At 66.5% G+C, this 24,859-nt stretch carries 25 protein-coding genes; 11 read left to right on the forward strand and 14 right to left on the reverse strand.

All coding sequences use genetic code 11. The features are described 5' to 3' along the window. Positions 1–102 precede the first annotated feature (102 nt). The 3 genes from AC1RP5_RS21560 to AC1RP5_RS21570 are packed head-to-tail and all read right to left on the reverse strand — an operon-like array spanning position 103 to position 1,953. Positions 103–879 carry an HvfC/BufC family peptide modification chaperone gene (locus AC1RP5_RS21560; protein WP_493114108.1) on the reverse strand — a complete coding sequence of 259 codons (777 nt, stop codon included), beginning with the start codon at positions 877–879 and terminating at the stop codon, positions 103–105. Next, a complete protein-coding gene (gene bufB / locus AC1RP5_RS21565; protein WP_493114109.1) occupies positions 863–1,702 on the reverse strand; it encodes an MNIO family bufferin maturase in 840 nt (279 codons plus the stop codon). Before bufB ends, AC1RP5_RS21560 begins: the two co-directional genes overlap by 17 nt. A 2-nt stretch (positions 1,703–1,704) precedes the next feature. Further along, positions 1,705–1,953, reverse strand: coding sequence for a BufA1 family periplasmic bufferin-type metallophore (locus AC1RP5_RS21570; RefSeq protein ID WP_493114111.1), 249 nt, complete (start codon positions 1,951–1,953; stop codon positions 1,705–1,707). A 111-nt stretch (positions 1,954–2,064) separates the two neighbouring features. Between AC1RP5_RS21570 and AC1RP5_RS21575 the strand changes: the two genes are divergently transcribed. Beyond that, complete coding sequence (locus AC1RP5_RS21575) at positions 2,065–2,259, forward strand: DUF3553 domain-containing protein (protein WP_493114112.1); 195 nt, start codon at positions 2,065–2,067, stop codon at positions 2,257–2,259. Here AC1RP5_RS21575 and mobA read toward each other — a convergent pair. After that, complete coding sequence (gene mobA / locus AC1RP5_RS21580) at positions 2,207–2,902, reverse strand: molybdenum cofactor guanylyltransferase (protein ID WP_493114113.1); 696 nt, start codon at positions 2,900–2,902, stop codon at positions 2,207–2,209. The two genes, AC1RP5_RS21575 and mobA, sit on opposite strands and share 53 nt — an antisense overlap. 47 nt (positions 2,903–2,949) lie before the next feature. Between mobA and AC1RP5_RS21585 the strand changes: the two genes are divergently transcribed. Next, positions 2,950–3,750 carry a 2-keto-4-pentenoate hydratase gene (locus AC1RP5_RS21585; RefSeq protein WP_493114115.1) on the forward strand — a complete coding sequence of 267 codons (801 nt, stop codon included), beginning with the start codon at positions 2,950–2,952 and terminating at the stop codon, positions 3,748–3,750. A 3-nt stretch (positions 3,751–3,753) separates the two neighbouring features. Here the strand turns inward: AC1RP5_RS21585 and pdeM are convergent, their stop codons facing one another. Then, the gene (gene pdeM / locus AC1RP5_RS21590; protein ID WP_493114117.1) at positions 3,754–4,455 is read right to left on the reverse strand and encodes a ligase-associated DNA damage response endonuclease PdeM; all 702 of its coding nucleotides are present in this window, start codon (positions 4,453–4,455) and stop codon (positions 3,754–3,756) included. Positions 4,456–4,551: 96 nt separating this feature from the next. Between pdeM and AC1RP5_RS21595 the strand changes: the two genes are divergently transcribed. From AC1RP5_RS21595 to AC1RP5_RS21620, 6 genes are all read left to right on the forward strand, one after another. Next, on the forward strand, positions 4,552–5,343 hold the full coding sequence (locus AC1RP5_RS21595; RefSeq protein ID WP_493114119.1) for an EipB family protein: 792 nt from the start codon (positions 4,552–4,554) through the stop codon (positions 5,341–5,343). 39 nt (positions 5,344–5,382) lie between these two features. Next, positions 5,383–6,789: a cryptochrome/photolyase family protein gene (locus AC1RP5_RS21600; RefSeq protein WP_493114121.1), complete on the forward strand. Its 1,407-nt coding sequence runs from the start codon at positions 5,383–5,385 to the stop codon at positions 6,787–6,789. A gap of 23 nt (positions 6,790–6,812) precedes the next feature. Then, a complete protein-coding gene (locus AC1RP5_RS21605; RefSeq protein ID WP_493114123.1) occupies positions 6,813–8,180 on the forward strand; it encodes an NAD(P)/FAD-dependent oxidoreductase in 1,368 nt (455 codons plus the stop codon). After that, positions 8,177–8,950, forward strand: coding sequence for a DUF1365 domain-containing protein (locus tag AC1RP5_RS21610; RefSeq protein ID WP_493114124.1), 774 nt, complete (start codon positions 8,177–8,179; stop codon positions 8,948–8,950). Before AC1RP5_RS21605 ends, AC1RP5_RS21610 begins: the two co-directional genes overlap by 4 nt. Positions 8,951–9,063: 113 nt before the next feature. Further along, entirely contained in the window at positions 9,064–10,137 is a 1,074-nt protein-coding gene (locus AC1RP5_RS21615) for a class I SAM-dependent methyltransferase (protein WP_493114126.1), read from the forward strand. A 59-nt stretch (positions 10,138–10,196) separates the two neighbouring features. Next, positions 10,197–11,672 carry an MFS transporter gene (locus AC1RP5_RS21620; protein ID WP_493114127.1) on the forward strand — a complete coding sequence of 492 codons (1,476 nt, stop codon included), beginning with the start codon at positions 10,197–10,199 and terminating at the stop codon, positions 11,670–11,672. Positions 11,673–11,683: 11 nt separating this feature from the next. Here the strand turns inward: AC1RP5_RS21620 and AC1RP5_RS21625 are convergent, their stop codons facing one another. The 5 genes from AC1RP5_RS21625 to AC1RP5_RS21645 are packed head-to-tail and all read right to left on the reverse strand — an operon-like array spanning position 11,684 to position 16,062. Further along, on the reverse strand, positions 11,684–12,763 hold the full coding sequence (locus tag AC1RP5_RS21625) for a DUF1501 domain-containing protein (protein WP_493114129.1): 1,080 nt from the start codon (positions 12,761–12,763) through the stop codon (positions 11,684–11,686). 10 nt (positions 12,764–12,773) lie between these two features. Continuing rightward, positions 12,774–14,342 carry a DUF1800 domain-containing protein gene (locus tag AC1RP5_RS21630; protein WP_493114131.1) on the reverse strand — a complete coding sequence of 523 codons (1,569 nt, stop codon included), beginning with the start codon at positions 14,340–14,342 and terminating at the stop codon, positions 12,774–12,776. 10 nt (positions 14,343–14,352) lie between these two features. Continuing rightward, positions 14,353–14,895: a Spy/CpxP family protein refolding chaperone gene (locus AC1RP5_RS21635; RefSeq protein WP_493114133.1), complete on the reverse strand. Its 543-nt coding sequence runs from the start codon at positions 14,893–14,895 to the stop codon at positions 14,353–14,355. Between the two features lies 1 nt (position 14,896). After that, entirely contained in the window at positions 14,897–15,466 is a 570-nt protein-coding gene (locus AC1RP5_RS21640; RefSeq protein WP_493114135.1) for a hypothetical protein, read from the reverse strand. A gap of 38 nt (positions 15,467–15,504) precedes the next feature. Next, positions 15,505–16,062, reverse strand: coding sequence for an RNA polymerase sigma factor (locus AC1RP5_RS21645; RefSeq protein ID WP_493114137.1), 558 nt, complete (start codon positions 16,060–16,062; stop codon positions 15,505–15,507). Between the two features lie 95 nt (positions 16,063–16,157). Between AC1RP5_RS21645 and AC1RP5_RS21650 the strand changes: the two genes are divergently transcribed. Both AC1RP5_RS21650 and AC1RP5_RS21655 read left to right on the forward strand, forming a co-directional pair. Further along, a complete protein-coding gene (locus tag AC1RP5_RS21650) occupies positions 16,158–17,714 on the forward strand; it encodes a gamma-glutamyltransferase family protein (protein WP_493114139.1) in 1,557 nt (518 codons plus the stop codon). Positions 17,715–17,770: 56 nt separating this feature from the next. Next, on the forward strand, positions 17,771–18,829 hold the full coding sequence (locus AC1RP5_RS21655; RefSeq protein WP_493114141.1) for an ABC transporter substrate-binding protein: 1,059 nt from the start codon (positions 17,771–17,773) through the stop codon (positions 18,827–18,829). A gap of 9 nt (positions 18,830–18,838) precedes the next feature. On the opposite strand, the gene AC1RP5_RS21660 is transcribed toward AC1RP5_RS21655, so the two are convergent. Further along, positions 18,839–20,179: a PepSY-associated TM helix domain-containing protein gene (locus tag AC1RP5_RS21660; protein ID WP_493114143.1), complete on the reverse strand. Its 1,341-nt coding sequence runs from the start codon at positions 20,177–20,179 to the stop codon at positions 18,839–18,841. Positions 20,180–20,372: 193 nt separating this feature from the next. Between AC1RP5_RS21660 and AC1RP5_RS21665 the strand changes: the two genes are divergently transcribed. After that, complete coding sequence (locus AC1RP5_RS21665; RefSeq protein WP_493114145.1) at positions 20,373–21,452, forward strand: flavodoxin family protein; 1,080 nt, start codon at positions 20,373–20,375, stop codon at positions 21,450–21,452. Between the two features lie 14 nt (positions 21,453–21,466). On the opposite strand, the gene AC1RP5_RS21670 is transcribed toward AC1RP5_RS21665, so the two are convergent. The 3 genes from AC1RP5_RS21670 to AC1RP5_RS21680 form a co-directional block, all read right to left on the reverse strand. After that, the gene (locus AC1RP5_RS21670; RefSeq protein ID WP_493114147.1) at positions 21,467–21,640 is read right to left on the reverse strand and encodes a hypothetical protein; all 174 of its coding nucleotides are present in this window, start codon (positions 21,638–21,640) and stop codon (positions 21,467–21,469) included. 198 nt (positions 21,641–21,838) lie between these two features. Beyond that, positions 21,839–22,405: a TIGR00645 family protein gene (locus AC1RP5_RS21675; RefSeq protein ID WP_493114149.1), complete on the reverse strand. Its 567-nt coding sequence runs from the start codon at positions 22,403–22,405 to the stop codon at positions 21,839–21,841. Positions 22,406–22,493: 88 nt separating this feature from the next. Further along, complete coding sequence (locus AC1RP5_RS21680) at positions 22,494–24,785, reverse strand: mechanosensitive ion channel family protein (RefSeq protein ID WP_493114151.1); 2,292 nt, start codon at positions 24,783–24,785, stop codon at positions 22,494–22,496. Between the last annotated feature and the right edge of the window lie 74 nt (positions 24,786–24,859).

The following is a 24,859-nucleotide window of genomic DNA, read 5'->3' on the forward strand; positions in this document are numbered from 1 at the left end:
CCTTGCGGAGCAAGAAGGTTTAGGGCCCAGCGGTAGATTCAGCCGTGCACTGCAGCAATTACAGCGACTGTAACAATCACCAAAACGTGAGGGTTTTTTGCCCTACCGTGAGCCTCGATGCTGCGTCGCAGCAAATGCCGGCAAGGCAAGCAGCCTCGCAAAGGTTGTAGAGAGATCGAAGTCTGCCGCGACCAGAAACGCGGCCTCTGCCCCCTCTTCCAGGGTGCCGCCATTCTCAAGCGTCATGGCGAAGGCTGCTTCTGCATGGCTTAGCGGCGCGAAGGCCGCATCGTCGGTTCGGCGCACGACGATCACGGCGGCGGCGCCTCCCCCCAAGTCGACGGTTTCCGCCGATGCTCCCGGCTGGGATGCATGCCAGATCCGGTCGATCGGATAGGCGGACTGGATCACAGTCGCCCCCGCCGCCAGGGCAAGCCGCAGTTCGAGCAGGCGCTCCGGGGCCACGCCGGCCAGGTCTTCTGCCGTCAGCCAACCCGGGGGCGCGTGGAAGGCCCGGTTGAGCGCCCAGTCCAGCCGCGCCACGTCGGCGAGGTAGGGCAAGTCGGCCGCCGGCTCATGATCCTGAACGAAGGCCGGGAAGCCCCCACCGTATTCGGCCAGCACCGGCTGCCGCGGGAGGTCCCGTGCGGCGAAGGCCTGCGCCATGGCCCGGAAGAAATCCTCACCGACGATCGCCTGCACGGTCGGAAAGGTCGTCGCCAGTGCCGTCGCCAGGCTGTGCACGACGTGATGGCGATGGATCCGAAGGCGAGCCGCCGCCGGGATCGCGTCGCCCATGACGGCATCTATAAGGTCGCGGCGATCCTCGCCCGTCAGATGGCCCGCAAAAGCCGTTTGCAGGTCACGCAGCGCGGGCATCGGTCCGTGCCTTTGCCCTGAGGCTTCGCCCCGCCCGATCGGCTTCGGTGAGCAGGACCTCCAGCGCCGGCAGATCGGTGTCCCATTCGACCAGCGTCGGCCGCGGGCCATAGCGACGCACGATCTCGTCGAACAGGCTCCAGACGCCGTCGCTGACCCGGCTGCCATGATCGTCGATCAGGATCGGCTCGCCGTCGGCATCGTTCACCGCATGGCCGGCCAGGTGATATTCGCCGATCGCCGACGCGGGCAGCCGGTCGAGCCAGGCCGTCGGATCAAGCCGCAGATTGTGCGCCGTGACCGCGATGTTGTTGGCGTCGAGCAGCAGTCCGCAGCCGCTGCGGCGAACCAGCTCCGCGAGGAATTCCGGCTCCGACAGGGTCGAATGCCCGAATGCCAAATAGCAGGATGGATTCTCGACCAGCACCTGCCGCCCGAGCCGCTCCTGCAGGTGGCCGACATTGCGAACGACGACCTGCAGCGCCTCCTCCGTATAGGGCAGCGGCAGCAGGTCGTTGAAGTAGCGGCCGCCTAAAACGCTCCAGGCAAGATGGTCGGAAACGAGTTCGGGCTGCAGGCGCTCGATGAGCTTGGCCACGCGATCGAGATGCGTCTCGTCGAGACCGTCGACCGCCCCCAGCGAGAGGCCGACCGCGTGAACGGAAAAGGCATAGTCCGCGCGCAGAAGCTCGACGGTCTGCAGCGCCGGCGATCCCGCGAGATAGTTCTCGGCGTGGATCTCGAGAAAGCCGGTCGCCGGCCTGTCGCGCGCGATCTCCGCGAGATGCGGGGAGCGCAGCCCGATGCCGGCAACCGGATCCACGCTCAGCTCGGCGTGAGCTTGCCGCCGATGATCTTCTCGCAGGCGCCCTTGGGAACGGAGATCCAGGCATCGGCCTGCGCGTCCGTCTTCGAGGTGCCGGCGCACGACGACTTCGCGGTCTGGCAATCGTTCTTGCCGGCCTTCGCGATGCCGTAGCATTTCTCCATGTTGCCCTGCGCCTGGCTGGTCGCGGCCGGCAGCACGAGCGCGGCGGCAAGGGCCGAGGCGATGGCGACGCGGGTCTTGTTCATTGTGTCCTCCATGACATGACGACGCCCAGTCTATACTCCGGATTGAGGCCGGAGATTATGGCCATAGGGCGTCATGGCGCCCATCGTAGCAGAGACGGGAGTAACGAAAACTTGTTCGATAAGCCCGGTAACGGCCTGTTCAGCCCCGGCGACTTCGTGCGCCACCCCGGCCAGCCGGATTGGGGCCTGGGTCAGATCCAGTCGATGATCGGCCACCGCATCACGGTGAACTTCGAGAATGCCGGCAAGGTCGTCATCGACGGGAACGTGATCGAACTCGAGCCAGACGACGGGTCGCCTCGCTGAGCTCGGTCGGCGTGTTTACGTTGAGGAACGGGGCGGCGTTCCCTGGCCAGGCCAGCTCCTCGAAGACGTAGCGCTGGGCGAAGGTTTCGACCCGCCGCATCCCCTCCTCCAGGATGGCCTTTCGAAGGTCGCTCGCGAGCTTCACCGACCAGATGGCGAGCGTGTGTTCGCGTCGCTTGCCGTGCCGCACCATCAGCACGTCGGGCTCCGGCACATGCATCAGGCCGCACAGCCGAACCGTGAGATCGAGCGGCAGGAACGGCACGTCGGCCGGCGCCGTCAGTATCCAGCCGGCATGCGGATGGTTCTTCAGCGACCATTCCATGCCTGCGAGGATGCCGGCCAGCGGGCCCAGTCGCCGTCCCTCGCGCTCGGCGGCCTTCGTTATGTCCGGTGAATCGGCTATCAGCGGCACCTTTAGCGACTTGAAGGCCGGCGACGGATCGTTGGCGACGACGACAATATCCATGACCTGTGGCCGCAGCCGCTCGACGACATGAGCGACCATGGGTTTGCCAGCCAAGGGCCGCAGCGGCTTCAGTTCGCCCGGGCCCATCCGACGCCCTTCGCCGCCCGCCAGAACCACGCCCACTACCGCGCCGCTACGCACCGGTCCTAAATTTTGCAACGCTTTCGCCGCCATGAGTGGCACTATGCGGCCACGAAGAGATCAAGCAAGGGGAAGAAACGATGACGTTCAGCGTCGCCAAGGTCGCCACGTGGCTGCATCAGGTCGACAAGTCGCGCGCCGTGGTCGGCTGGTGGCCGGAGCAATTCGCGACCGACGACGAGCGCCTCGCCTACAAGGTCCAGGACGCGTTTCTCAAGAAGCAGGTGGTGAAGCAGGGTCCGCTGGTCGGCTACAAGATCGCGCTGACCTCGCCGCAGATCCTGGCGCAGACCGGCCTGAAGGGCCCCGCTTACGGCCCGATCCGCAAGAAGCGCGTGTTCGAGCACAAGGCGACCGTCCGTGCCGACCGCTGGACGCGCCTCGGCGCCGAGCTCGAGATCATCCTGGTGGCGAACGCCGACGTGCCGGCACCGAAGGGCAAGCCCTACGACAAGGACTCGATCGCCCAGTATGTCGGCGAAGCGCGCGCCGGCTTCGAACTGATCGAGGATCGCGGCGCCGACTACAGCCGCCTCGCCGTCAATCCGCTGATCATGGATGCCGGCTGGAACGGCGGCTCGCTGCTGGCCAAGCCCAACAAGAACTGGTCGAAGCTCGATCTCGGCAACCTGAACGGCTCGATCTCCTTCGACGGCAAGGTCGTGCGCGAGGGCCATTCGGGCGACGTACTGGGCCATTGCTACAACGCGCTGGCCTGGCTCGCGAACAAGCTCGGCGATCACGGCAAGCGCCTGAAGAAGGGCATGATCGTCTCGTCGGGCAGCATGGTCGCCTGCCAGTTCGTGCCGCCGGGCAGCACCGCCACCGGCAAGATCGAGGGCCTGGGCGAAGTGACCCTGAAGTACGAGCTGCCGAAGTAAGGCCTAGGCGAATGTCGCGTCGGGGCGGAGTTGGCGCCACGACAGGCGGCGTACCGCTTCCTTCCCGACGACCAGTGCGTCGTAGTCGTCGGGGAAAAGCTGCGCGATTGCCGGGTCGAGCGCGTTGAGACCGCCGGCATAGGCGCCGAAGGCCGGAAGGATGAGACGCCTCCCGTCGGTGAGGAAGCAGCGCCGCCGCAGCCCTCTTCCCCGTACCGTGAGCGCCGCCACGGGATGGTAGTGCCCCGAGACCTCACCGTCGGCCGGACCGAACAAGGCTTCGTGGCGGAACACCAATGGCCCCGCCTTGATCTCCTCGGCGACCTCGCCCCAGCCCGAGGGCGGCGGCGCGGGATCGTGGTTGCCCGCGATCCAGACGAAGCGCGTGCGTGCGGTCAGCCGTTCGATCTCGACGCGCTCGGCATCCGGCAGGCGCTCGATCGCGGCTCGATCGTGAAACGAATCGCCCAGGCAAACGACGGTGCGCGGCTGCACGGCATCGATGAGGGCCGCCAATGCACCCAGCGTCTGGCGCGTGTCGTAGCGCGGCAGCAACTTGCGTGCGTTGACGGCGTAAGACGAGCCCTTCTCCAGATGGAGATCGGCCACCGCCAGCAACCGCTCGGCCGGCCAATGCAACGCGCCCATCGGCAGGGCCTCCAGCGGCTCGCCCGCACACATGAACTCGAGCCTGTTCATCACCATGCGGGACCAAAGCCCTGCCAGAATCCTGCCACGATCTCTCGCAATTTCATGTGAAGCACGATTGACCCGTTGCAGCGTCGTGCGCAAGGTGGAGCGATGCATCTCCTCGCGTGTTTCGTCGTCGCCGCGCTTCTGTGCGGGCCGCAGCTTGCGTTCGCGCAGGTGCAGCCGCATCGCGCAGAGTACGTGCTGCGACTGGGCGCCGCCGCCAATGCACCGCGCATCGGCACCGCCGTTCACGACCTGACACAGGATTGCGCGGGCTGGCACCTCAAGCGCGACATCTCCACCGAGATCGCGCTCACCGCGTCGTGGAAGATGAGCCTCTCCTCCAAGCTCGACGCCGAGGAGTCCCGCAGCGGGAACAATTTCCGCTATCGCACCATGCAGGTTCAAAACGGCAATACGCGCGAAACGAAGGGACGCGTCCAGAAGACGGGCGGCGAATTGCGAGCCGAGATCGTGCAGGCCGGCACGCCGCCGTCGCAATTCACTCTGCCGCTCGCGACGTTGATGCCGGTGGCCGCGATCGATCACCTGATCGAGCGTCTGCGTGCGAACGCCACCGCCTTCCCCGCCCTGATGTTCGATCCCGAGGTGATGGGCGACATTTTCCTGATCGACGTGACGCAACTGGACGACGATCGCCTGAGGGGTGCCCGTCCGATGGACAAGCCCGTCGCCGTGCCGAAAGCCAAATCGTGGCCGGTGTCCATGAGCTTCACGCGTGGCCGGCAGCAGGCCCAGCGTCCGATGTTCTCGGTGACGGCGCAGGTCTTCGAGAACGGCGTTCTGGACCGGCTCACCGTCGAGACCGGCATGGTCACGGTCACCGCCGATCTCCTGAGCCTGGAGATGCGACCGATGGCGAACTGCCCGCGGTCCTGACCCGATCATCCACCCGCGCGCTTCGTGCGTATGCGGATCATGTCGGTTTCGATCGTTTGGTTTCGCAATGACCTTCGCCTCTCGGACAACCCCGCGCTGATCAAGGCCATCGGGTCAGGGCATGCCGTTCTGCCCGTCTATGTCCTGGACGAGGAAACCGACGGGATCAGGCCGCCCGGCGCTGCGTCGCGCTGGTGGCTTCATCACAGCCTGCACTCTCTCGATGCCTCGCTACGCGAACGGGGATCGCGGCTCGTCCTGCGGCGTGGTCCGGCAGAGCGCGTGCTCGGCGAGCTTGCACGTGAATGTGGCGCCGCATCGATTTTCTGGAATCGCGTCTACGACCAGGGCTCGCGCGATCGTGATGCGCGCCTGAAGAAGTCGTTCACCGAGCGCGGTGTGACCGCCGAAAGCTTCAAGGCCAACCTTCTGTTCGAGCCGTGGGAAATCAAGACCCAGGGCGGCGGCCCCTTCAAGGTGTTCACGCCCTTCTGGCGCGCATGCCGCGCCGCGCCGCCTCCTGCTGATCCCCTGCCGGCGCCCAAGACGTTGCCGGCGCCGAAGACCTGGCCGACCGGCGATACTCTCGACGACTGGCGTCTATTGCCGACCAAGCCCGATTGGGCGGGCGGGCTGCGCGCGACCTGGACACCGGGCGAAGCGGGCGCGCGGGAACGGCTGACGCATTTCCTCGACGAGACGATCGAGGATTATCGCCATGCGCGCGACCTGCCGGCCGTCGAAGGAACCTCCCGCCTCTCGCCTCATCTCGCTTTCGGCGAGATCGGCCCGCGCCAGATCTGGCGCGCCGCGACGACGCGCGGTTCTTCCGCGGCCACCGAAAAATTCCTGGCCGAAGTCGGCTGGCGCGAGTTCGCCTACAGCCTGCTCTTCCACTTCGGCGATCTTGCGCAGCGCAATTTCCGCCCCGAGTTCGATGCCTTCCCCTGGCTCGATCCCGACGACACGCTCGAGGCGTGGCAGCAGGGACGGACCGGCTATCCGATCGTCGATGCCGGCATGCGCGAGCTGTGGACCACCGGCTGGATGCACAATCGCGTCCGCATGATCGTGGCTTCGTTCCTGACCAAGGACTTGCTGATCGACTGGCGCACCGGCGAACGCTGGTTCTGGGACACGCTGGTCGATGCCGATCCCGCCAACAACGCGACCGGCTGGCAGTGGGTCGCGGGTTCCGGCGCCGACGCCTCGCCGTTCTTTCGCATCTTCAATCCGGTGCTGCAGGGAGAGAAGTTCGACCCCAAGGGCGAGTACGTCCGCCAATGGGTGCCCGAGCTTGCCGACCTTCCGGACAAGGCGATCCATTCCCCATGGACCGCCAAGGCGCCACCGCCGGCAAACGTCTATCCCGAACGCATCGTCGAGCACGGCGCGGCGCGCGATCGGGCCCTGATGGCCTTCCGCACCTTGCGGCAGTCCGCGTAGAAGTACCGAGGGAGTCTCCAACAATGAAAATCGCCGTCATCGGCGCCGGCGTCTCCGGCCTTGGAGCCGCCTGGCTCCTCAGCCGTCGCCACGATGTGGTCGTCTACGAGCGCGAGAACCGTTTTGGCGGACACTCCTGCACCGCCGAGGCGCCGACGCCCCAAGGGCGCGTGCCGGTCGATGTCGGCTTCATCGTCTTCAACGAGCGCAACTATCCCAACCTGATTTCCCTATTCGATCATCTCGGCGTGCCGACCGAGCCGTCGGACATGTCGTTTGCCGTGAGCCTCGACGAGGGTCGGTTCGAATATGCCAGTTCCTTCGCCGGCTACTTCGCCCAGCGCCGCAACCTCGCGCGGCCGTCGTTCCTGCGCATGACCCACGACATCCTGCGCTTCAATCGCCTGGCGCCGAAGCTTTTGGACAAGTGCGAGGATCTCGACTTCACGATCGGCGACTTCGTCGCCAGCGCGGGCTTCGGCGCCGCCTTCCGCGACCGTTATCTCGTGCCGATGGCGGCCTGCATCTGGTCGACGCCGCTCGGGCGCATGCTCGACTATCCGGCGCAGACCTTCGTGCGCTTCTTCAACAATCACGGACTGCTCACCGTCGGACCGCAACTTCAGTGGCGCACGGTGAGCGGCGGCAGCCGGTCCTATGTCGAACGCATCGTGGCGCCGCTACGGGCCCGCGCGCGGCTCGCGACACCCGCCAGCGCCGTGCGCCGGACACAAGAAGGCGTCGAGGTGCGTGACGCTTCCGGCCATTGGGATCGTTTCGACCGGATCGTGATGGCCTGCCATGCCGACCAGGCGCTCGCCCTGCTGACCGATGCGGATGAGCAGGAGCGTGGCCTTCTCGGCCGGTTCGCCTATTCTACCAACGAGGTGTGGCTGCATGGCGACGAGAGCCTGATGCCGCGCCGCCGCAGCGCCTGGGCCAGCTGGAATTACGTTGCCGACAGCCGCAGCCGCGACAGCAACGTGAGCGTGACCTACTGGATGAACCGCTTGCAGAACCTGCCCGACAGCACGCCGCTCTTCGTGTCGGTGAATCCCGGCCGCGCGCCGCTGCCGGCCAAGGCCCATTCGCGCTTCTCCTTCGAGCACCCGATGTACGACGCCGCCGCCATCCGGGCGCAACGCGACCTGCATCGCATCCAGGGCGTGCGCGACACCTATTTCTGCGGCAGCTACTGCGGCTATGGCTTCCACGAGGATGCGCTGTCGGCCGGCCTCGATGTCGCCGAGCAGCTTGGCGTCCACCGGCCGTGGGCGCGGCCCGACGAGCATCGCCGGATCGGCGACCCACCGCGGGTCGTGGCCGACCGGCCGGCGATCCCGCCGCTGCCGCTTCCGGTGGCCGCGCGCGTGGCGACGGAGACGACGTGACGGGCGCCCCTGCCCATTCGATCGTCGACGCGACCGTCGTCCATCGCCGGCTGCGGCCGCGCGAGAATGCCTTCCGTTACAAGGTGGGCTACCTCTGCCTCGGCCTCGATGCGCTGGAGAGCGCCGCCGGCCGATGGCTGAAGCTCGAACGCCGCGGCCTCGTCTCGTTTCGCCGCGCCGATCACGGTCCGCGCGACGGCTCCGATCTCAGGGGCTGGCTGAAAGGCATTCTTCAGGAGCACGGCCTGGCCGATCTCTGCGACGGCGAGGTCGTCCTGATGACCCTGCCGCGGATGCTGGGCTACGTCTTCAACCCGGTCAGCTTCTGGTTCTGCCGCGGCCGCGATGGCGCTCTCCGGGCCGTCCTGTGCGAGGTCAACAACACGTTCGGCGAGAGCCATTGCTACCTCGTCCATCATGACGACCGGCGTCCGATCGAGCCGGAGGACTGGCTGGAAGGCCGCAAGGTTTTCCACGTCTCGCCCTTCCTGCCGATCGAGGGCGGCTATCGATTCCGCTTCCGCCTCGACGCGGAAAGAGCCCATGTCGACGTGAACTATCACGATGCCCAGGGGCTGATGCTCGCCACCTCCGTGGGCGGCCGGCGCGAGGCGCTGGACGACCGTGGCGTGCTGCGGCGCTTCCTCGGCAACCCGACCATGACCCTGGCCGTCGTGGTGCGGATCCATTGGCAGGCCTTGCATCTGTGGCGGAAGCGGGCGAGATTTTACAGCAAGCCAGCACCGCCGTCGGAGCTCGTGACCCGCTGACTTCATCGGACCGCATGCCACTCGCCGCCCGGTTTGTCCTGAAATCCCTGGAGCGCCTGTCCGTCGGACGGCTGACGGTGCGCCTTCCCGATGGGCAGGTCCGCGTATTCGGCGTGGAAGCTTCACTTCTGCAAGCCGAGATCGACGTCAAGGATTGGCGGTTCTTCCGCCGCGTCCTGCTCGACGGCGATATCGGCTTCGCCGAAGGCTACATGGAGGGCTTCTGCGACTCGCCCGACCTGCCGAGCCTCATCCGCCTGCTGCTCGCCAACGAGAAGGCCCTCGGCAAGATCACGCGGACGAATTTCTTGCATGGCTTGCTGCTGAAGTTCCTTCACCGCCGGCACGAGAACACGCGCGAAGGCTCGAAGAAGAACATCCACGCCCACTACGACCTGGGCAACGAGTTCTACGGCCTGTGGCTCGATCCCTCGATGACCTACTCGTCTGCGCTCTACGACGGCGAGGAGAGCAAGCCCCTCGAGGCCGCCCAGATCGCCAAGTACGAGCGCATCCTGACCCAGCTCGGCGCCCGCCAGGGCGACACCATCCTGGAGATCGGCTGTGGCTGGGGCGGTTTCGCCGAGGTCGCTGCCCGCCGCGGCATGCGTGTCACTGGTGTGACGATCTCGAAGGAGCAGCTCGAATATGCCCGCGCCCGCATGCAGCGGGCCGGCCTCTCCGACCAGGTCGACCTGCAATTCCGCGACTATCGCGATATCGAGGGCCGCTACGACCATATCGTGTCGATCGAGATGATCGAGGCTGTGGGCGAGCGGTTCTGGCCGGATTACTTCGCGACCCTGAAGCGGCACGTCGTGCCCGGCGGCTCGGCCCTCGTCCAGGCCATCGTCATCGCCGACGACTTCTTCGAGCGCTACCGCAAGCACCCGGATTTCATCCAGACCTATGTCTTCCCCGGCGGCATGCTGCTGTCCCCGTCCAGCCTGCGGGAACAGTGCAAGCAGGCCGGGCTCAAGGTGGCCGAGCTCTACAGTTTCGGACTGGACTATGCGCGGACCCTAGAAACCTGGCTCGGCCGGTTCGACCGGGTGTCCGACCAGGTCGGCCGCATGGGCTTCGACGAGCGTTTCCGGCGGATGTGGCGGTATTACCTCGCCTATTGTGCCGCAGGCTTCTCGACGCGCCGCACTGACGTTTTGCAGGCACACTTCAGGCATATATAACTGTCGGCAATCAAGAGGCCGCCGGTCCAAGGTGAGCCGAACAGGAAGGCAAAATCCGCGTGCATGCGCCCAAGTCCAGGGTCAGCTCGACCTCGTCCATACGGTTGAGCTTCGACCGTCTCGTCGCCTATTCCACCAACCAGCTTCCGCTCAACATGGCGGCTCTGCCGGTGGTTCTGAACGTCAGCCACTTCTACGGTGAAATCCTCAAGGTGCCGCTGGGCATCATGGGCCTGATCTTCATCACCACCCGCGTGATCGACGCCGTCCAGGACCCGGTCATCGGCCTGATCAGCGACAAGTTCACCCATCGGGGGCCGCGCGGCCGCCTCACCTTCGTGGCACTCATGCTGCCGCTGCTGATCGGCGGCTTCTACATGCTGTTCCATCCGCCGCAGTCGCTGTTCACGCAGCCGGTGCTGCTGGCGACCTGGCTGTTCGTCGCGCTGTTCGTCGTCCATCTCGGCTATGCCGGTGTCTCGATCAGCTACCACGCCCACGGCGCGGAGCTGACCGACGACTACAACGAGCGAACGAGGGTCACGGTCGGCCGCGAGGTCTTCGGCCTGATCGGCATGACGCTCGCGGTCGTGCTGCCGACCTATTTCACTGCCCAGTTCGGCGACCATGCGGGCTACGTCTACATGGGGCTGTTCTTCATCCCCATCGCGGTCCTGTTCGCTCTGCCGACGCTGCTCTGGTCGCCGCCGTCGGTGCATCCGCCGGTCGTCCGCGAAAACCCTGAAATCCATGTCCGTTATTTCCGCGACTGGCTGACCGGCATGATGCCGTGGCTCGCCCGACCGACCCGGAACATGGAGCGCAGCTTCACCATCAAGACCCTGATCCCGTTCTTCGCGCCGTTGAAGAACCGGCTCTTCCGTCGTTTGCTGCTGGTGTTCATCGTCAACGGCGCGGCCCTGGGCGTCGCCGTCTCGGTCATGCTGTTCTACGTCGAGCACGTGCTGAAGGGGAACAAGCTGCAGGCCGGCATCATCCTGCTGGTCTATTTCGGCGCCGCCGCCGCCAGCGTGCCGCTATGGCTGTTGCTGTCGCGCCGTCTCAGCAAGACCGCCGCCTGGTTCATCGCCATGGTCATGACCGCGGCGTCCATGTCGCTCGCCGTCTTCCTGGGCGCCGGCGACTTCATCTGGTTCATGCCGATCGCCATCATCACGGGCCTGGGCATCGGCGCCGACTACGGACTGCCGCCGTCGGTGCTGGCCGACATCATCAACTCCGACGAGGGCAAGGACACCAAGGGCGACACCGGCGCCTATTTCGGCCTGTGGGCGCTCTCGACCAAGCTGGCGACGGCGATCGGGGCGGCGGGCTCGCTGCCCGTGGCCGCCCTGCTGGGTTTCAACCCGTCGATGGGCCTCTACAGCGCCTCGGCGCTGGTCTTCGTCTATATCGCCATTCCGGTGGTCATCAAGATCATCGCCGCGCTGCTCATCTGGTTCATCCGCATCGAGGCCGATCGCGGCTCGGTACGCGACGAGATCCTCGGGCAGCGCGCCGCCACGCTCCACTAGGCCTCTTCGCTCTAGGCGAGGAAGCCGAGCCTCTGCGGTTGGCGCAGGCCGAAATCGCACTGCTGGCCCCAGCATCCCTGGGCCAGCGTCGCGAAGACGGCGCGGAAGTCGACCGTGTACTTGAGGTCGCCGTCCTGCAGATCCGACAGTGACGGATAGGCACCGTGCAGGCCGCCCTTCACGCCGCCGCCCATGACGAAGTGCGGCGCCGAGGTGCCATGGTCGGTGCCGCCGCTGGCATTCTGCTTGGCGCGCCGGCCGAACTCCGAATAGGTCATCACGACCACGTCCTTCCAGAGATCGGCCACGATCAGGTTCTTGCGCAGAATCGCGAGGTTCGTCGCGAGGAACGACAGCAGCCGCTCGTGTGTCGGCGCCTGGTTGGCGTGCGTGTCGAAGCCACCCAGCGCCACCTTGATCGCCACCACCGGCACCCTGGCGGAAAGGACGCGCGTCGCGACGTCGAGCTGGCGGCCCAGCAGATATTCCTGCCCGTAGGCTTCGGCCGGCGCCGGTGCGGCGCGCAGTCTGTCGCGCAGGCCGGCGGCCGCCGCGTTGATCTCCTGCCGTACTGCCAGCAGGTGATGCAGCGCGGGATTGCCGCCATCCCCCATCGCGGAGGCGCCGCCGATGGCATTGGCCTGACGCAGGAAATTCTCGGCGTCCTGCATCACAATGGTGCGCAGCGACGGCCCGGTCGAGGGCAACGCATTGGTGTCGGCGACGATGCAGTCGACCCCGGCGCCCTTGGCAATCTTGGTGCCGTTGAACGCCTGCGCGACCCAGCCCTCGCTCAACGTCTGGGACGAGGCCGAGGCGGTGTCCCAGATCTCGATCGAGCGGAAGTGCGAGCGGTTGGGATAGGGATAGCCGACGCCCTGCAGGATCGCGAGGTCTCCCGCCTTCCACGACTCCATCAGCGGCGCGAGCTTCTCGTGCAGGCCGACCCTCTCGTCGAGCTGCACGACCCGCTCGCGCGGAACGCCGATGCCTGCACGCAGTTCGCGATACTTCGGATCGGCATAGGGCACGAGCGTGTTCAGCCCGTCGTTGCCGCCCTTCAGTTCGACCAGCAGGAGAATACGGCCCATCGCCCTCTCCTCACTTCAGTTGGTAGGACGTATCGAGCAGCGCCGCCGCCACGACGGCGCCCGCGGTCCCGCTCGCATCCACGCCGTCGACCGGCTGGCGTGGCAGCAAGGTGCGCAGCAGCACGGCACTGTCCACGCCCGTCAGCGTCGAGCCGAGGCGGGCCTCGCTGCCCGCGTTGCGCAGGCTGCGGCCCTCGACGGGACGCGGCGGTTCCATCATCTGCGTGGTGCTCGCGTCGGCGGCGGGAAGCTGTTCGCGGCGATCGGCGCGCCGGTTGGGACCGCCCGCCATGCGCATGCCGCTCTCCATCGGCGCCACGGTGCTCGCCTCGATCATGCGGCGCAGGAACTGCTGGCGCAGCAGCAGGGTGTAGGTAGAGATCCAGCTCTCGCCGCCGGCCCAGCCCTTCACGTTCGGCGGATCGAATGGCGTCTGGCCGAGGCCCTGGAGCATGCGGACCAGTCCCGTCTTCTCCGGCACCGGCAGGCCGAGCACATGCACGGTGCCCACGATCAGGTCGACTGGCGACTTGATCAGAGCGCCACGGTTGGCGGGATCACGGAAGGCCGGCGACAGGAACATCGCCCGCATCAGCGGCTTGATCTCATAACCGCCCTGGCGGAACACGGCGGCAAGACGCGTCACCTCGGTGGGATCGGGCTTCAGCGACACGAACTCGCGCCACAGCTTCTCGACGATCAATTCGGCGGTGCGCGGCTGGGCGAGCAGGATCGTCAGGATCTCGTCGCCGCCGAAACGGCCGCTCTTGCCCAGGAAGGTCTTCTGGCCGTCGTCATGCTGGGCGGCACGTTCGATGAACTGCCCCGACTCGCGATCGACGCTCCAGCCGGTGAAGGCCCGCGCCGCCGCCTTGATGTCGGCTTCGCTGTAATGGCCTTCGCCGAGGGTGAAGAGCTCTAAAAGCTCGCGGGCGAAATTCTCGTTGGGCTGGCGGGCGACCGAGCCCCTGCCGTCGAGATAGATCAGCATCGCGGGATCGCGCGCCACCGCCCTCAGCAGGGTCGCGTAGTTGCCCAGCGCCTCGCGCCTGAACAGGGCGTTCTGCCGGTAGAGCGAACCGGGGTAGCGCACCTTCATCAGCGAGGAGGTGAAATGGCCGTGCCAGAACAGGGTCATGCGCTCGACCAGCGGCTGGTCGGTGACGAGCATCTCCTCGACCCACCAGTTCCGGAGTTCGCGCCCCTGCTCTCCCACCGGCCGGACGACCGTGAGATTCTTGCCGTCGACACCTTTCTTGCGCTCGGCTTCGGCTGCCTGCTGGCGGCGCTGCAGCTCGGCCGGGCCCATACCGAGCCATTCCGGTCCCGGCGTGATCGCCTCGGCGCGGGCATTGGCGAGCAGCCGGTCGACCGCGACCGCATAGTCGAGCGATTCGAGAGCGCGGATTTCGGCCGGCGTCACGCCGAAGGACGTGCGGGACAGAAGGTGACGCGCCGTGTCGAAGCCCATCGCCGAGGCGGCGCGGGCCGGCAGCGCGGACCACAGGTTGGTGGAAAGACCGGCGGAGAAGACAGCGGCCCCTTCCATGAAGCCGCGACGACCAAGGCGTGTACTCATGACAGGCCTCCTATTGTGGCGGACGCGGCGGCCCCCCAGCCGGCGGACGAGGTGCCGATGACGGCGCGATGACTCGCTCGACAAGCAGCTTCTGCAGGCGTTCGCGCTGTTCGGGACGCAAGCTCGGCTCGAGTTGCGTGAACGTCCGCAGCGTCTCCTTCTGCTGCTCGGCGCGAAGCAGACTTACCTGGTCGACCAGCGTGTCGATTTTCGTCATGTCGGGCGGCATGCGGCGTATTTCAACGCCCGTCTGCTCGCGCAACTGCTGGATTTCCTGCAGCCGGCCGCGACGCGCCTTTGCATATTGATCGAACAGCCCTTGCAGCACCTTGCGCTGTTCGGGATCGAGATCGAGATCGTGCGCTACCATCTCGACGGGATTGAAGCGAGGACCGCCCGGCTGTCCAGGTTGGCCGGGCTGGCCTCGTGGCGGCGGCGGCCGGTGCATTTCGAACGGCGGCGCGATCCAGCTGCGATAGACGAAGCCCACCAGGACGAAGGTGTTCAGCAGCAGCGAGAGGCCGAGAAGTATCTGCAACAGGCGCGAGTTCATGTCAGATCCCGTCGCCGGCGAAGAACTCGCTGACCTCGTTCGATGTCGTCGCGGAAACTGTCGTGACGTTGGCGGTGTCGACGGTCGAGTAGCCTTCGCGCTGCTGGGCGAGCGATTCACCCAGACCGCCCCCGACCACGAAGCCGCCGGTCGCGATCACGAGCGCTGCCGCCGCCATCACGCCCTGCTGCAATGCATGACGCGGGCCGCTGAACAACGCAGCGCCCGACAACCAGGCAAACAGGCCGCCGGCCGGTGCTTTGCGCTCGGCGTCGAAGCCGACCAGCGCGCGGGCACGAACCACCATCCGCTCGGGTGCGGCCGGCAAAGGTTTTCCGAGGATATCCGCGAGCTCGATCGCCGCGCGGCGCAGCGCCGGGTCCGCGGCGATCGCCATCTCGACCGGGGCGGCCGCCTCTTCGGACAGGCGGCCTTCGAGCCAGGCGGCGAGATCCATCTCGCTCACCTCGGCGCCAACTCCGGCAGGCGCGGAGTCAGGCGCAACGGGGGGCTGGCTGGCGAGGCTTCGCCACAGCTCCTTGTCGCTCCTAGGGGTCCGCTCGATGGTCATTGATCGCTCCTGCTCATAGTACGCCAAAACACCGCGATTCATCCCCCACCGGTGGGGTCCTCCTCGCGGAAATGCGCACGCAGCCTCTGCAAAGCCTTGTGATGGGTGCTGCGGATGGTTTGGGCATCCACCGACAGCAACTGTGCAACTTCCGTGACGTCCCGCTCCTCGTCGTAGAGGTATTTCAGGATCAGGACCTGCCGGGCGGTCAAAAGTCCCTCGGGAATCTTCAATTTCTCGACATGGCGGTCCTCGACGCCGAGGAAGGCCTCGGGCACGTCGTCGAGCGCCTCGGTCGCCTGGCGGCGGCGGCGCACATGGTCGATGGCGCAGGACCGCGAGACCACCGACAGCCAGGTCGGCAGCCCCGCGCGGGCCGGGTCGTAAGTTTTCAACAGCCTGAAATCCTGGGCGCACAGCCGGACGAACACGTCCTGGGCGGCGTCCATGACGTCGTCCTCGCTCAGACGGTAGGAGCTGAGGGCACGGCGCACGACTGCATTGATCAGCGGCGCAGCAGCGATAACGAACGCATCCCATGTGCGTTTGTCGCCCCTGGCAAGAGCCTGCAGGTCGATCTGGTTCAGTTCAGCCACGCCCACGATCTCTCTGCCAGTCCGCCCTGCAGTTTAACAGGCTTTGTGGCCAAAAGAGGCCCCGCTACAGTCCCCTTACCATTTGAGGAGCATTGATGAGCGAGTCGCTGACACGGCAATTGAAATTCACCAAGAATGCAGTTCGCGGCAGGGGCGTCGTGGTCGCCCAGAACGCGAAGGCAGCCGAGGTCGGCGCCTCGATCCTGCGCAAGGGCGGCAACGCCATCGACGCGGCGGTCGCGACCGGCATGGCCATCGGTGCGCTCGAGCCGTGGATGAGCGGCATCGGCGGCGTCGGCTTCATGACGATCTGGAGCGCCAAGGAAGGCCGCGCCTGGACGGTCGACTACGGTCCCGTCTCGGCCAAGAAGCTCGATCCGTCGGTCTACGAGATCGTCGGCCCCGGCCCGGCCAATCCCTTCGCCTGGCCCGACATCAAGGAGCAGCGCAACGAGGTCGGCTACCACTCGATCGCGGTGCCCGGCATGGTCGCCGGTCTCGCCAAGGCGCTGGAGCGCTTCGGCTCGCTGAAGTGGAAGGACGTGCTGCAGCCCGGTGTCGAGATCGCCCAGCGCGGCATGGAGCTCGACTGGTACATGCAGGTGATGATCGCCAACGGCGCGAAGCATCTGGAGAAGTTCCCGGCGTCCAAGGCCAACTATCTGTGCGACGACGGCCGTGTCCCGGCCAATGACTGGGCCGGCACCCGCCGCTACATCAAGCTCGGCAATCTCGGCGAGACGATGCGGCGCCTGGCCGAGGGCGGCCCGCGCGAATACTACGAAGGCAGCCTGGCGCGCGACATTGCCGCCGACCTGCAGGCCGGCGGCTCCAAGATCTCCTACGAGGATCTCGCGAGCTACGAGGCGAAGATCGTCGATCCCCTCGCCTTCGAGCATAACGGCGTCACCATCAACGTCGCGGGCGGCCTGACCGCCGGTCCGACCCTGCGCCGCGCCATCGAGCTGGCCGGCGCCGCCACCAAGGGCAAGGGCGCGCCCGGCGCCGACTTCTTCGCCGCCATCGCCGAGGGCATGCACAAGGCCTACGACGAGCGCCTGAAGACGCTGGGCGACAAGCCGACGGATACCTGCACCACGCATTTCTGCGCCGCCGACTCCGAAGGCAACATGGTGGCGCTGACCCAGACCCTCATGAGCCTGTTCGGCTCCTGCGTGATGCTGCCCAAGACCGGCATCACCATGAACAACGGCATGCTGTGGTTCGATCCCGAGCCCAACCGCCCGAACTCGATCGCGCCGGGCAAGAAGCCGCTTTGCAACATCTGCCCGGTCGTCGTCGTGAAGGACGGCAAGCCGTGGTTCTGCATCGGCGCCTCGGGCGGACGTCGCATCGTACCGGCGGTCTCGCAGCTCTCGCTGATGATGATCGACCGTGGCATGGACGTGGAAGCCGCTTTCCATCAGCCGAGAGTCGACGTTTCCGGCGTCGGTCCGATCCGGGTGAACCGCGACCTGCCCGACGACGTAAAGAAGGCGATCGCGGCCAAGCTGCCGATGGTCGAGGTCGACAATCCGGTCTCGCCGCTGGGCTTCGCCAACCCGTCCTGCATCGTGCGCGATCCGAAGACCGGCGAGCTGACCGGCATGAACGAGGTTATGTCTCCATGGGCAGGCGGCGCGGCGCAGTAATCGGAGCCCTCTCCCTCGCACTCCTCGCAACGCCGGCGGCGGCACAGAAGACCTCTGTGCCGCTTCCCGTGCTTGCGCCGGTCACCGGCTTCGCGTCCATCGAGGGCACGAGCCAGAAGAACGGCACCAACCTGGCCGAGCGAACGATCCGCGACGTGCGGATCGAATCGCGTGTGCTCGACGCCGCGACCTCGCCCGAAGGCGCCGTCGCCGTCTGGGAACGCGCCGTGCGACGGCCATTGCCGCCCGCCGTGGTCGGGCCATTGCTCGGCCCCCAGATGCTGGCGGTGATGCCGCTGGCGCAAAGCGTCGGCGTGCCGCTGCTGACCCTGTCCAGCAATCCGAAGCTGTCGGAAGCCGGCAACCCTTACTTCTTCCGATTCCTGCCGAGCGACGCCGTCGCCAAGGTCGCCCACGCCCGCTACGTCGTGGAGAAGCTCGGCGCCAAGCGCCCGGTGGTGATCTATCAGGCCACGGTCGACGGCGAGGCGGCGCGGGACGAACTCGCGAAGACCTTCGCCAACCTCAAGACCAAGCCCGTTCTCGAAGAGGGCGTCGCTCCCGACGCCAAGGACGTGGCGGCGCTGATGGCCCGCGTGAAGGCGGCCAATGCCGATGCGGTCGTGCTTCATCTCCGCGCCTCGTCCACGGCGATGGTCGTGCGCGAGATCCGCAAGGCCCTGCCCGGCCTGCCGATCGTGGCGAGTGTCGCGATGCATCAGCCCTCGACCGCCGCCCTGCTGGAGCCTGCCGAACTGAAAGGCGTGTGCGCCGAGACGGCGGCCTCGCCCGCCTCGGCCGTGGACGGGCCGATGAAGGAGTTCGCCGAGGCCTATCGCAAAGCCTTCAAGGCCGAGCCCGACGCCTATGCCGCCGCCCAGTACGACGCGATCCAGATGATCGCCAAGGCCGCTAGCGACCTCGCGAAGTCCAGCCAGGCGATCACGCCGATCTCGATGCGCGGGGCGCTTTCCCGCGACAGCTACAAGGGCCTCGTCACGACCTACAAGTCCGACGGCAAGGGCAACATGGCGCACGAGGTCGAGATCGTCTGTTACGACGGCACGACCCGCACGCCCAAGGTCACGGAACGCTACGCCGCCGCACCGAAGTGATCGGAAGCCTCAATCGCCCGTACTCGCGGCTTGCGCGAGGATGGCCTGCCGTGCGCGTTCGCTCGCCTTGCGATTCCGACGCTTGATCCACCACATGTAGAAACCGGTGATGGCGAAGATCGGGATCACGATGCCGGCGACGAACACCAGCAGGCGATAGACGCTGCCGAGGCCGCTGCCGTAATGCAGCGCGCGCTGCCAGGCGATCACGCTCTCGCCGAACGACATTGTTTTCGGATCGAACACATCGACGATGCTGCGACGGTATTGATCGACGATCACCGTGATGACCGGCGCGCCGTCGCTATAGGCCTCGCGCACCAGGCCGATGCGCAGCGGCTGATCCGGACGCATAGACAGGTTGGCGTTGAAGAACCGCGCATCGGGCACGCGCGACAGAGCGAGCGCCACGGCCTCGTCGACACCCATGGGCGCCGTCCCGCGCATCGGCTCGATCTTCGCCTGGAAGACCGCGGCACGCACATCGCGACCGGGCCAGACGGCGTTGACCGCCGCGGAGATCGTCTGCGGGAAGGCGAGATAGACGCCGGTGAAGTTCACCAGCATGAAGATCACCAGCGACCAGATGCCGACGGCGCCGTGCAGTTCGCGATGGAAGCGCAAGCCCTTCGCCTTGCGGCGCACCTGGAAGGCGGCCTTCCACTGGCCGGGCTTGGGCCACCACAGATAAAGGCCGGAACAGCCCAGCACGAGCAGCGCCACGCCCAGCCATCCCACGAGTTCGCGGCCGAGGCCGCCCGGGATGAACAGATGACCGTGCAGGTCATGGAAGAAACGCACCCAACCCGTCATGCCCTGCTGGTTGCCCAGCACCTGCAGCGAGACCGGATCGATCAGGATCTGGACGCTGCCGGCAAACGGGCTCTGCGCCGGCGGACGGGCCTGACCGGCCTGGCCTCCCGGCGCAGAGCCCTGCGGACCGGTCTGGGGAGCCGGTCCACCTTGCTGGTTACCCGATGGCTGGTTCCCCGATTGTTGGCCGCCACCTCGGCCACCCTGAGGCGCGGCATTGGCCATACCGGGGCGCGACAGGCGCACGGCGGCGGGTTCGCCGACTTCGCCCGGCCAGCGGACGGCCATCGGCACACGGCCGGGCTCCTTGGCCGCGGCCTTGGCGGCCTCGATCAATTCACCGGGCGACCGCCAGTCGCCGACGGTCGTGACCGTGGGCTCGCCCTCGCCCAGCCAGTGTTCGATATCGTGCGCATAGACCAGCACGGCGCCGGTGATGCCCATCATCACGAGCGGCAGCAGCAGGATCAGGCCGATCCAGAGATGAAGCTGCTCCAGCCAATAGCGCAGCGTTAGTCGACGGGATGTGGCCGCCATTCAGGTCCCCAAAGAAAAGCGCGCACTGGCGACGGCTGATGGCGCTGATGATCTCCTGCCGGTCTTGGGACGCCCGCGAGGGCGTCCGTGCCGGCTACTAATTCACCATACGCAGTGAGGCAGCGACTTCTCCCCCGGCGATGTGAACCTCGCGGCCCGGCGGGCGTTAACCCACGCCCCGGGGAGGAAATCGATGGCCAGGACCAAGGCGCGCAAAGGCTCGCCGAGCACCACGCTCGACAAGGCGGAGTTCGGGCGGCGGCTGCGGCAACGCTACTACGACCCCGCCTTCGGCCCGCTGGCGAACGATATCGACCAGATTCTCGCCGTCGCCTGGGAGGCCTATCGCGACAGCCGCAAGTCGCCCCTCACCCGCCGGGCTGGCGCCGGGTTCGCCGATCCCGACTATGAGCTTTCGGTGGAATGGCTGGCCGCGCGCGACGCCATCCGCCGTGCCGAGCGCCGCCACAAGATGCCCGGCGCGAAGCCTCGGATCCTGCTGATCAACGGCTCCCCGCGCAGCGATCAGACCTGTCCCGGTGAAGTCTCCAAGACCTGGCGCCTCGTCAAGATCGCTCAGAAAGTCTTCGAGGAAGCGCGCGGCGTCGACGTCGAGATCCTCGACCTCAGCCGCCTCACCGCCGAACGCAGCCTCCACATCCACCCCTGCAAGGCCTGCGTCTCGACCGCCATGCCCCTCTGCCACTGGCCCTGTTCCTGCTACCCCAACCATTCCGCCGACCAGATCAACGACTGGATGGCCGAGATCTATCCGATGTGGGTGGCCGCGCATGGCATCATGATCGTGACGCCGGTCCACTGGTACCAGGTGCCGACCGTATTGAAAGCGATGATCGACCGCCTGGTCTGCGCCGACGGCGGCAACCCCGACCCGACATCGACCGGCGGCAAGGACCCCGACAAAGCCAAAGCCATCGAGCGCAGGGGTTGGGATTTTCCCCGCCATCTCGAGGGGCGCCTCTTCTCGCTCGTCGTGCACGGCGACAGCGCCGGCACGGAGGTGCTGCGCCGCTCGCTCACGGACTGGCTGGGCGACATGGGGCTGATCGGGGCGGGTCACCAGGCGGCGATCGACCGTTACATCGGGTACTACGAAACCTATGCGGACAATCACGTCGCCCTGGATGCGGACCGGGCCTTCCAGGAGGAGACGCGCAATGCCGCGCGCACCCTGCTCGAAGCGGTGAAGCTGAAACGCCGCGGCAAGCTCGCAGCGGCGGACGCCGGGCTACGAGAGCCCCGCCCGAAGTAACAGCCTGTCCGTCATTACTTCGGGTCGCAGGCGCGCGGATCGGCGGAGGATTTGCCGAGGGCACAATCCGGCAGGTAGGGCCCCTCGGAAGGCGGCTGGTACTGGCCGCGCTGCATGACGGCCGCCAGGAAGAAAATGCCGACGATCACGACGACGACGGCAATCATGCCGATGACGAGATCGCGCATCTCAGCAAACCCTCGACGCGCGTATCGATCCCGCCTGACGTTCCGTCATCTACCGTACCGTTAAAATTGCCGGACTATCTCGTGCCACCCGCTCTGGTAGCGGCGGGCGACCCTACTCTTTGTTTCCCGAACGGTCAGCGGTTGATTGATCGAACCCGCGGAAATGCGAGCGTCGCTGACGCAACCGTCAGTGATCTCCTAGTGATGATTGCCCGGCGGTTGCGAGATGCGGTCGACGATCGCGATGCCGACGGCCGACAGGATGAACAGGCCGTGGATGATGCATTGCCACATGATGGCGGACTCGGTGTAGGTGGCGTTCGGCCTGCCGAGCGAACCGGCCTCGATGAACGTCCTGAGCAGGTGAATCGAGGAGATGCCGATGATCGCCATGGCGAGCTTGATCTTCAGCACGCTCGCATTGACGTGGCTCAGCCATTCCGGCTGGTCGGGATGGCGGTTCAACTGCATGCGCGACACGAAGGTCTCGTAGCCGCCGACGATCACCATGAGCAGCAGGTTGGAGATCATCACCACGTCGATCAGACCCAGCACGATCAGCATGGCCTGCTGCTCGGTGACGCTGCCGCTCTCCATGACCAGGTGGAGCAGTTCTTTCAGGAACAGGAAGACGTAGACGACCTGCGCCACGATCAGGCCGATATAGAGCGGAAGCTGCAGCCACCGCGACGCGAAGATGAAGCGCGGGATCGGCCGCAGGCTGCGCGGGTCGCGGGCGGTCTCGGAATGCGCTTCGGTCGTCATCAAGGCGGCTCCTCCAGAAGGTCGGGAGGCGCATTTGCACCAAACGGGCTGCCCGTTGCAACCCGTCTGCAATGACGAAAATGTGGCGCTAGCTGGCGGCCACTGGGACGCTTGAGGGCGGCGGGGCCGCCGGGGCGTCCGGCGTCGCCGCAGGGGGCGGCGCTGCAGCCTCCTCGTGCGAGGCAGGACCGGTATGGAGCACGACGTTGGCCCCCTCCTGGGCGAACTCGAAGCCCATCGCCGGGAAAGTACTGAACATCCGCTTCAGCGCCTCGCGCTGGATCGCCGACGGGTTGCCCGGGCGGGCGGTGAACTTGAAGCGCACCACGATGGCGTTGCCGGCGATGTCGGCCACGCCCTGCATCTTGAAGGGCGCCAGGATCTGGTCGGCAATGGCCGGCATCTCCATCATCTCGGCGCCGATCTTCTTGGACGCCTTGCGCAGCTTCTCGACGTCGGTGTCGCGGGCGAAGCGCAGGTTGAACTTCACGGTGATCCAGTCACGGCTGAAGTTGGTGATCTGGCCGAGCTGGCCGAACGGGATGGTGTGCACCTGCCCGTTCTGGTGACGCAGCTTGATCGAGCGCAGGGTGAAGCCCTCGACCGTGCCCTTGGCCTTGCCGCAGTCGATGTACTCGCCGACGCGGAAGGCGTCGTCGGAGAGGTAGAACAGGCCCGAGACGATGTCCTTCACCAGCGTCTGGCTGCCGAAGGAGATGGCGATACCGAACACCGAGGCGCCGGCGATCAGCGGCGTGATGTTGATGCCGAAATCCTGCAGCGCGATCATGATCGCGACCAGGAGGATGATCGCCGCGGCGGTGCCGCGCATCAGCGGCATCATGGTGCTGAGACGCGAGGCCGGCGGCGCATTCGCATCGCCATCGGCGATCGCCTGCGCGGCGTCCTTGGTCTTCGGCTTCATGTAGGGCTCGGTCAGGTACTTGACGATTTCCCAGACGACATAGGCCACGAACAGCGTCACGCCGGCGGTGCGTGAGGAGCGCGTGAGCTGCTCCCACTCGTCGACGTTCACCAAGCCGAGGACCTCGACGACCCAGCTTTCGGCAATCACCACGGCCACGGCGATCAGGACAGCCACGCGAATACAGCGGGCGACGACGTCGGGCAGCTTGGGCGTGTTGCCGGCCGGCGTCTTGCCTTCGAGCTGCGAGTCGAGACGGCGCACGACGGCCTGCATCAGCGTCTCGAAGATCAGGACGCCGACCACGAGGTTCAGCGTCAGGATCATCGCAGAGCCGACGAACATCTGGCCCGAGACGGCGCCGTAGATCAGTGTGATGCCCAACGCCGCGAAGAACAGTGGCGCCACGGGGATCCACTTGCGGCCGACGCCGCCGATCAGCGGTGCGATCCTGCCCAGCCCGCCGAACCATTGCTGTGCAGCGAGGCGGGACCGGAAGGCCAGCCACAGGAAGACCACCAGATAGACCAGCGCGCCGATCACCTGGAAGCTGGCGACGGCATCCGGCGGCGTGCGCATGGCCATCAGGACCTGACCCAGGATGCGCATCAGGACGATAATCAGCATCACCGCCGAGATCCGCAGATAGAAGGTCTTGGCCTCGTGGTTTCCCGCCGCGCAGAGACGCGCGTTCGGCAGTTCCGGCTGCAGCACGATGCGGAACAGCAGGACGTAGATACGCCAGGAGACGATGCCGGCCAGCACGGCGGCGGCCAGCTTGTCCTGCCCTGTCGCACCGGTGAACCATGCGCCGGTGGCAGCATTGCAGATCAGCCAGACGGCCAGCACGCCCAGCCCGTCGAGCACGGCAAGGCCCACGATATAGCCGATCGAGCGCAAGCCGCCTTCCGGGCCGGCATTGGCCGCGAGCCGTGCGCGCAGCCGATGCAGCAGCAGTCGCAGGGTCGCCTCGGCGATTACGGCAACGATGCCCACCACGCAGAGCAGCAGCAGGAAGGCCGACGTCCCCCGCCCGCCTTCGGCACGCTGGTCGAGCAGATTCGGAATGAGCGAGAGCTGAGTGCCGAGGACCGGCAGCGCACCGACGACCCGCACGGTGCCGTTGATGAAAGCGACGAACGGATCGGGCGCCGTTCGCGGCTCGACATGGACGATCTTGGGCGGCGGCGGCGCCTTGGCCTTCGACTTCGAATCGGAAGCAGCCGGTGCGGGCGCCGGAGCCGGCTTCGGCGCGGCGGCGGGCGTGCCGACGCCTTCGGTCTTTAGCTTCTCGGTCACGGAGTTGCTGATCGCATCGACCAGCGAATCGAACTGCTGCTGCGACATGCCGGCGGGCGGCGTGGCCGGCGCCTGGGCCTGCACGGCGGTGCCGAGGCCAAGGGTCAGCGAAACGGTGATGGACACTGCCAAAGCGAGCGAGCGAAGTGCGTTCACGATCTCAATCCCCCGTGAGCCGGCTATCGATCAAAGCTGGCGGACCGCCATTTTACACCATCCTGTTGTTATCT

The sequence above is a fragment of the Reyranella sp. GW821-FHT12G01 genome, assembly GCF_058806575.1.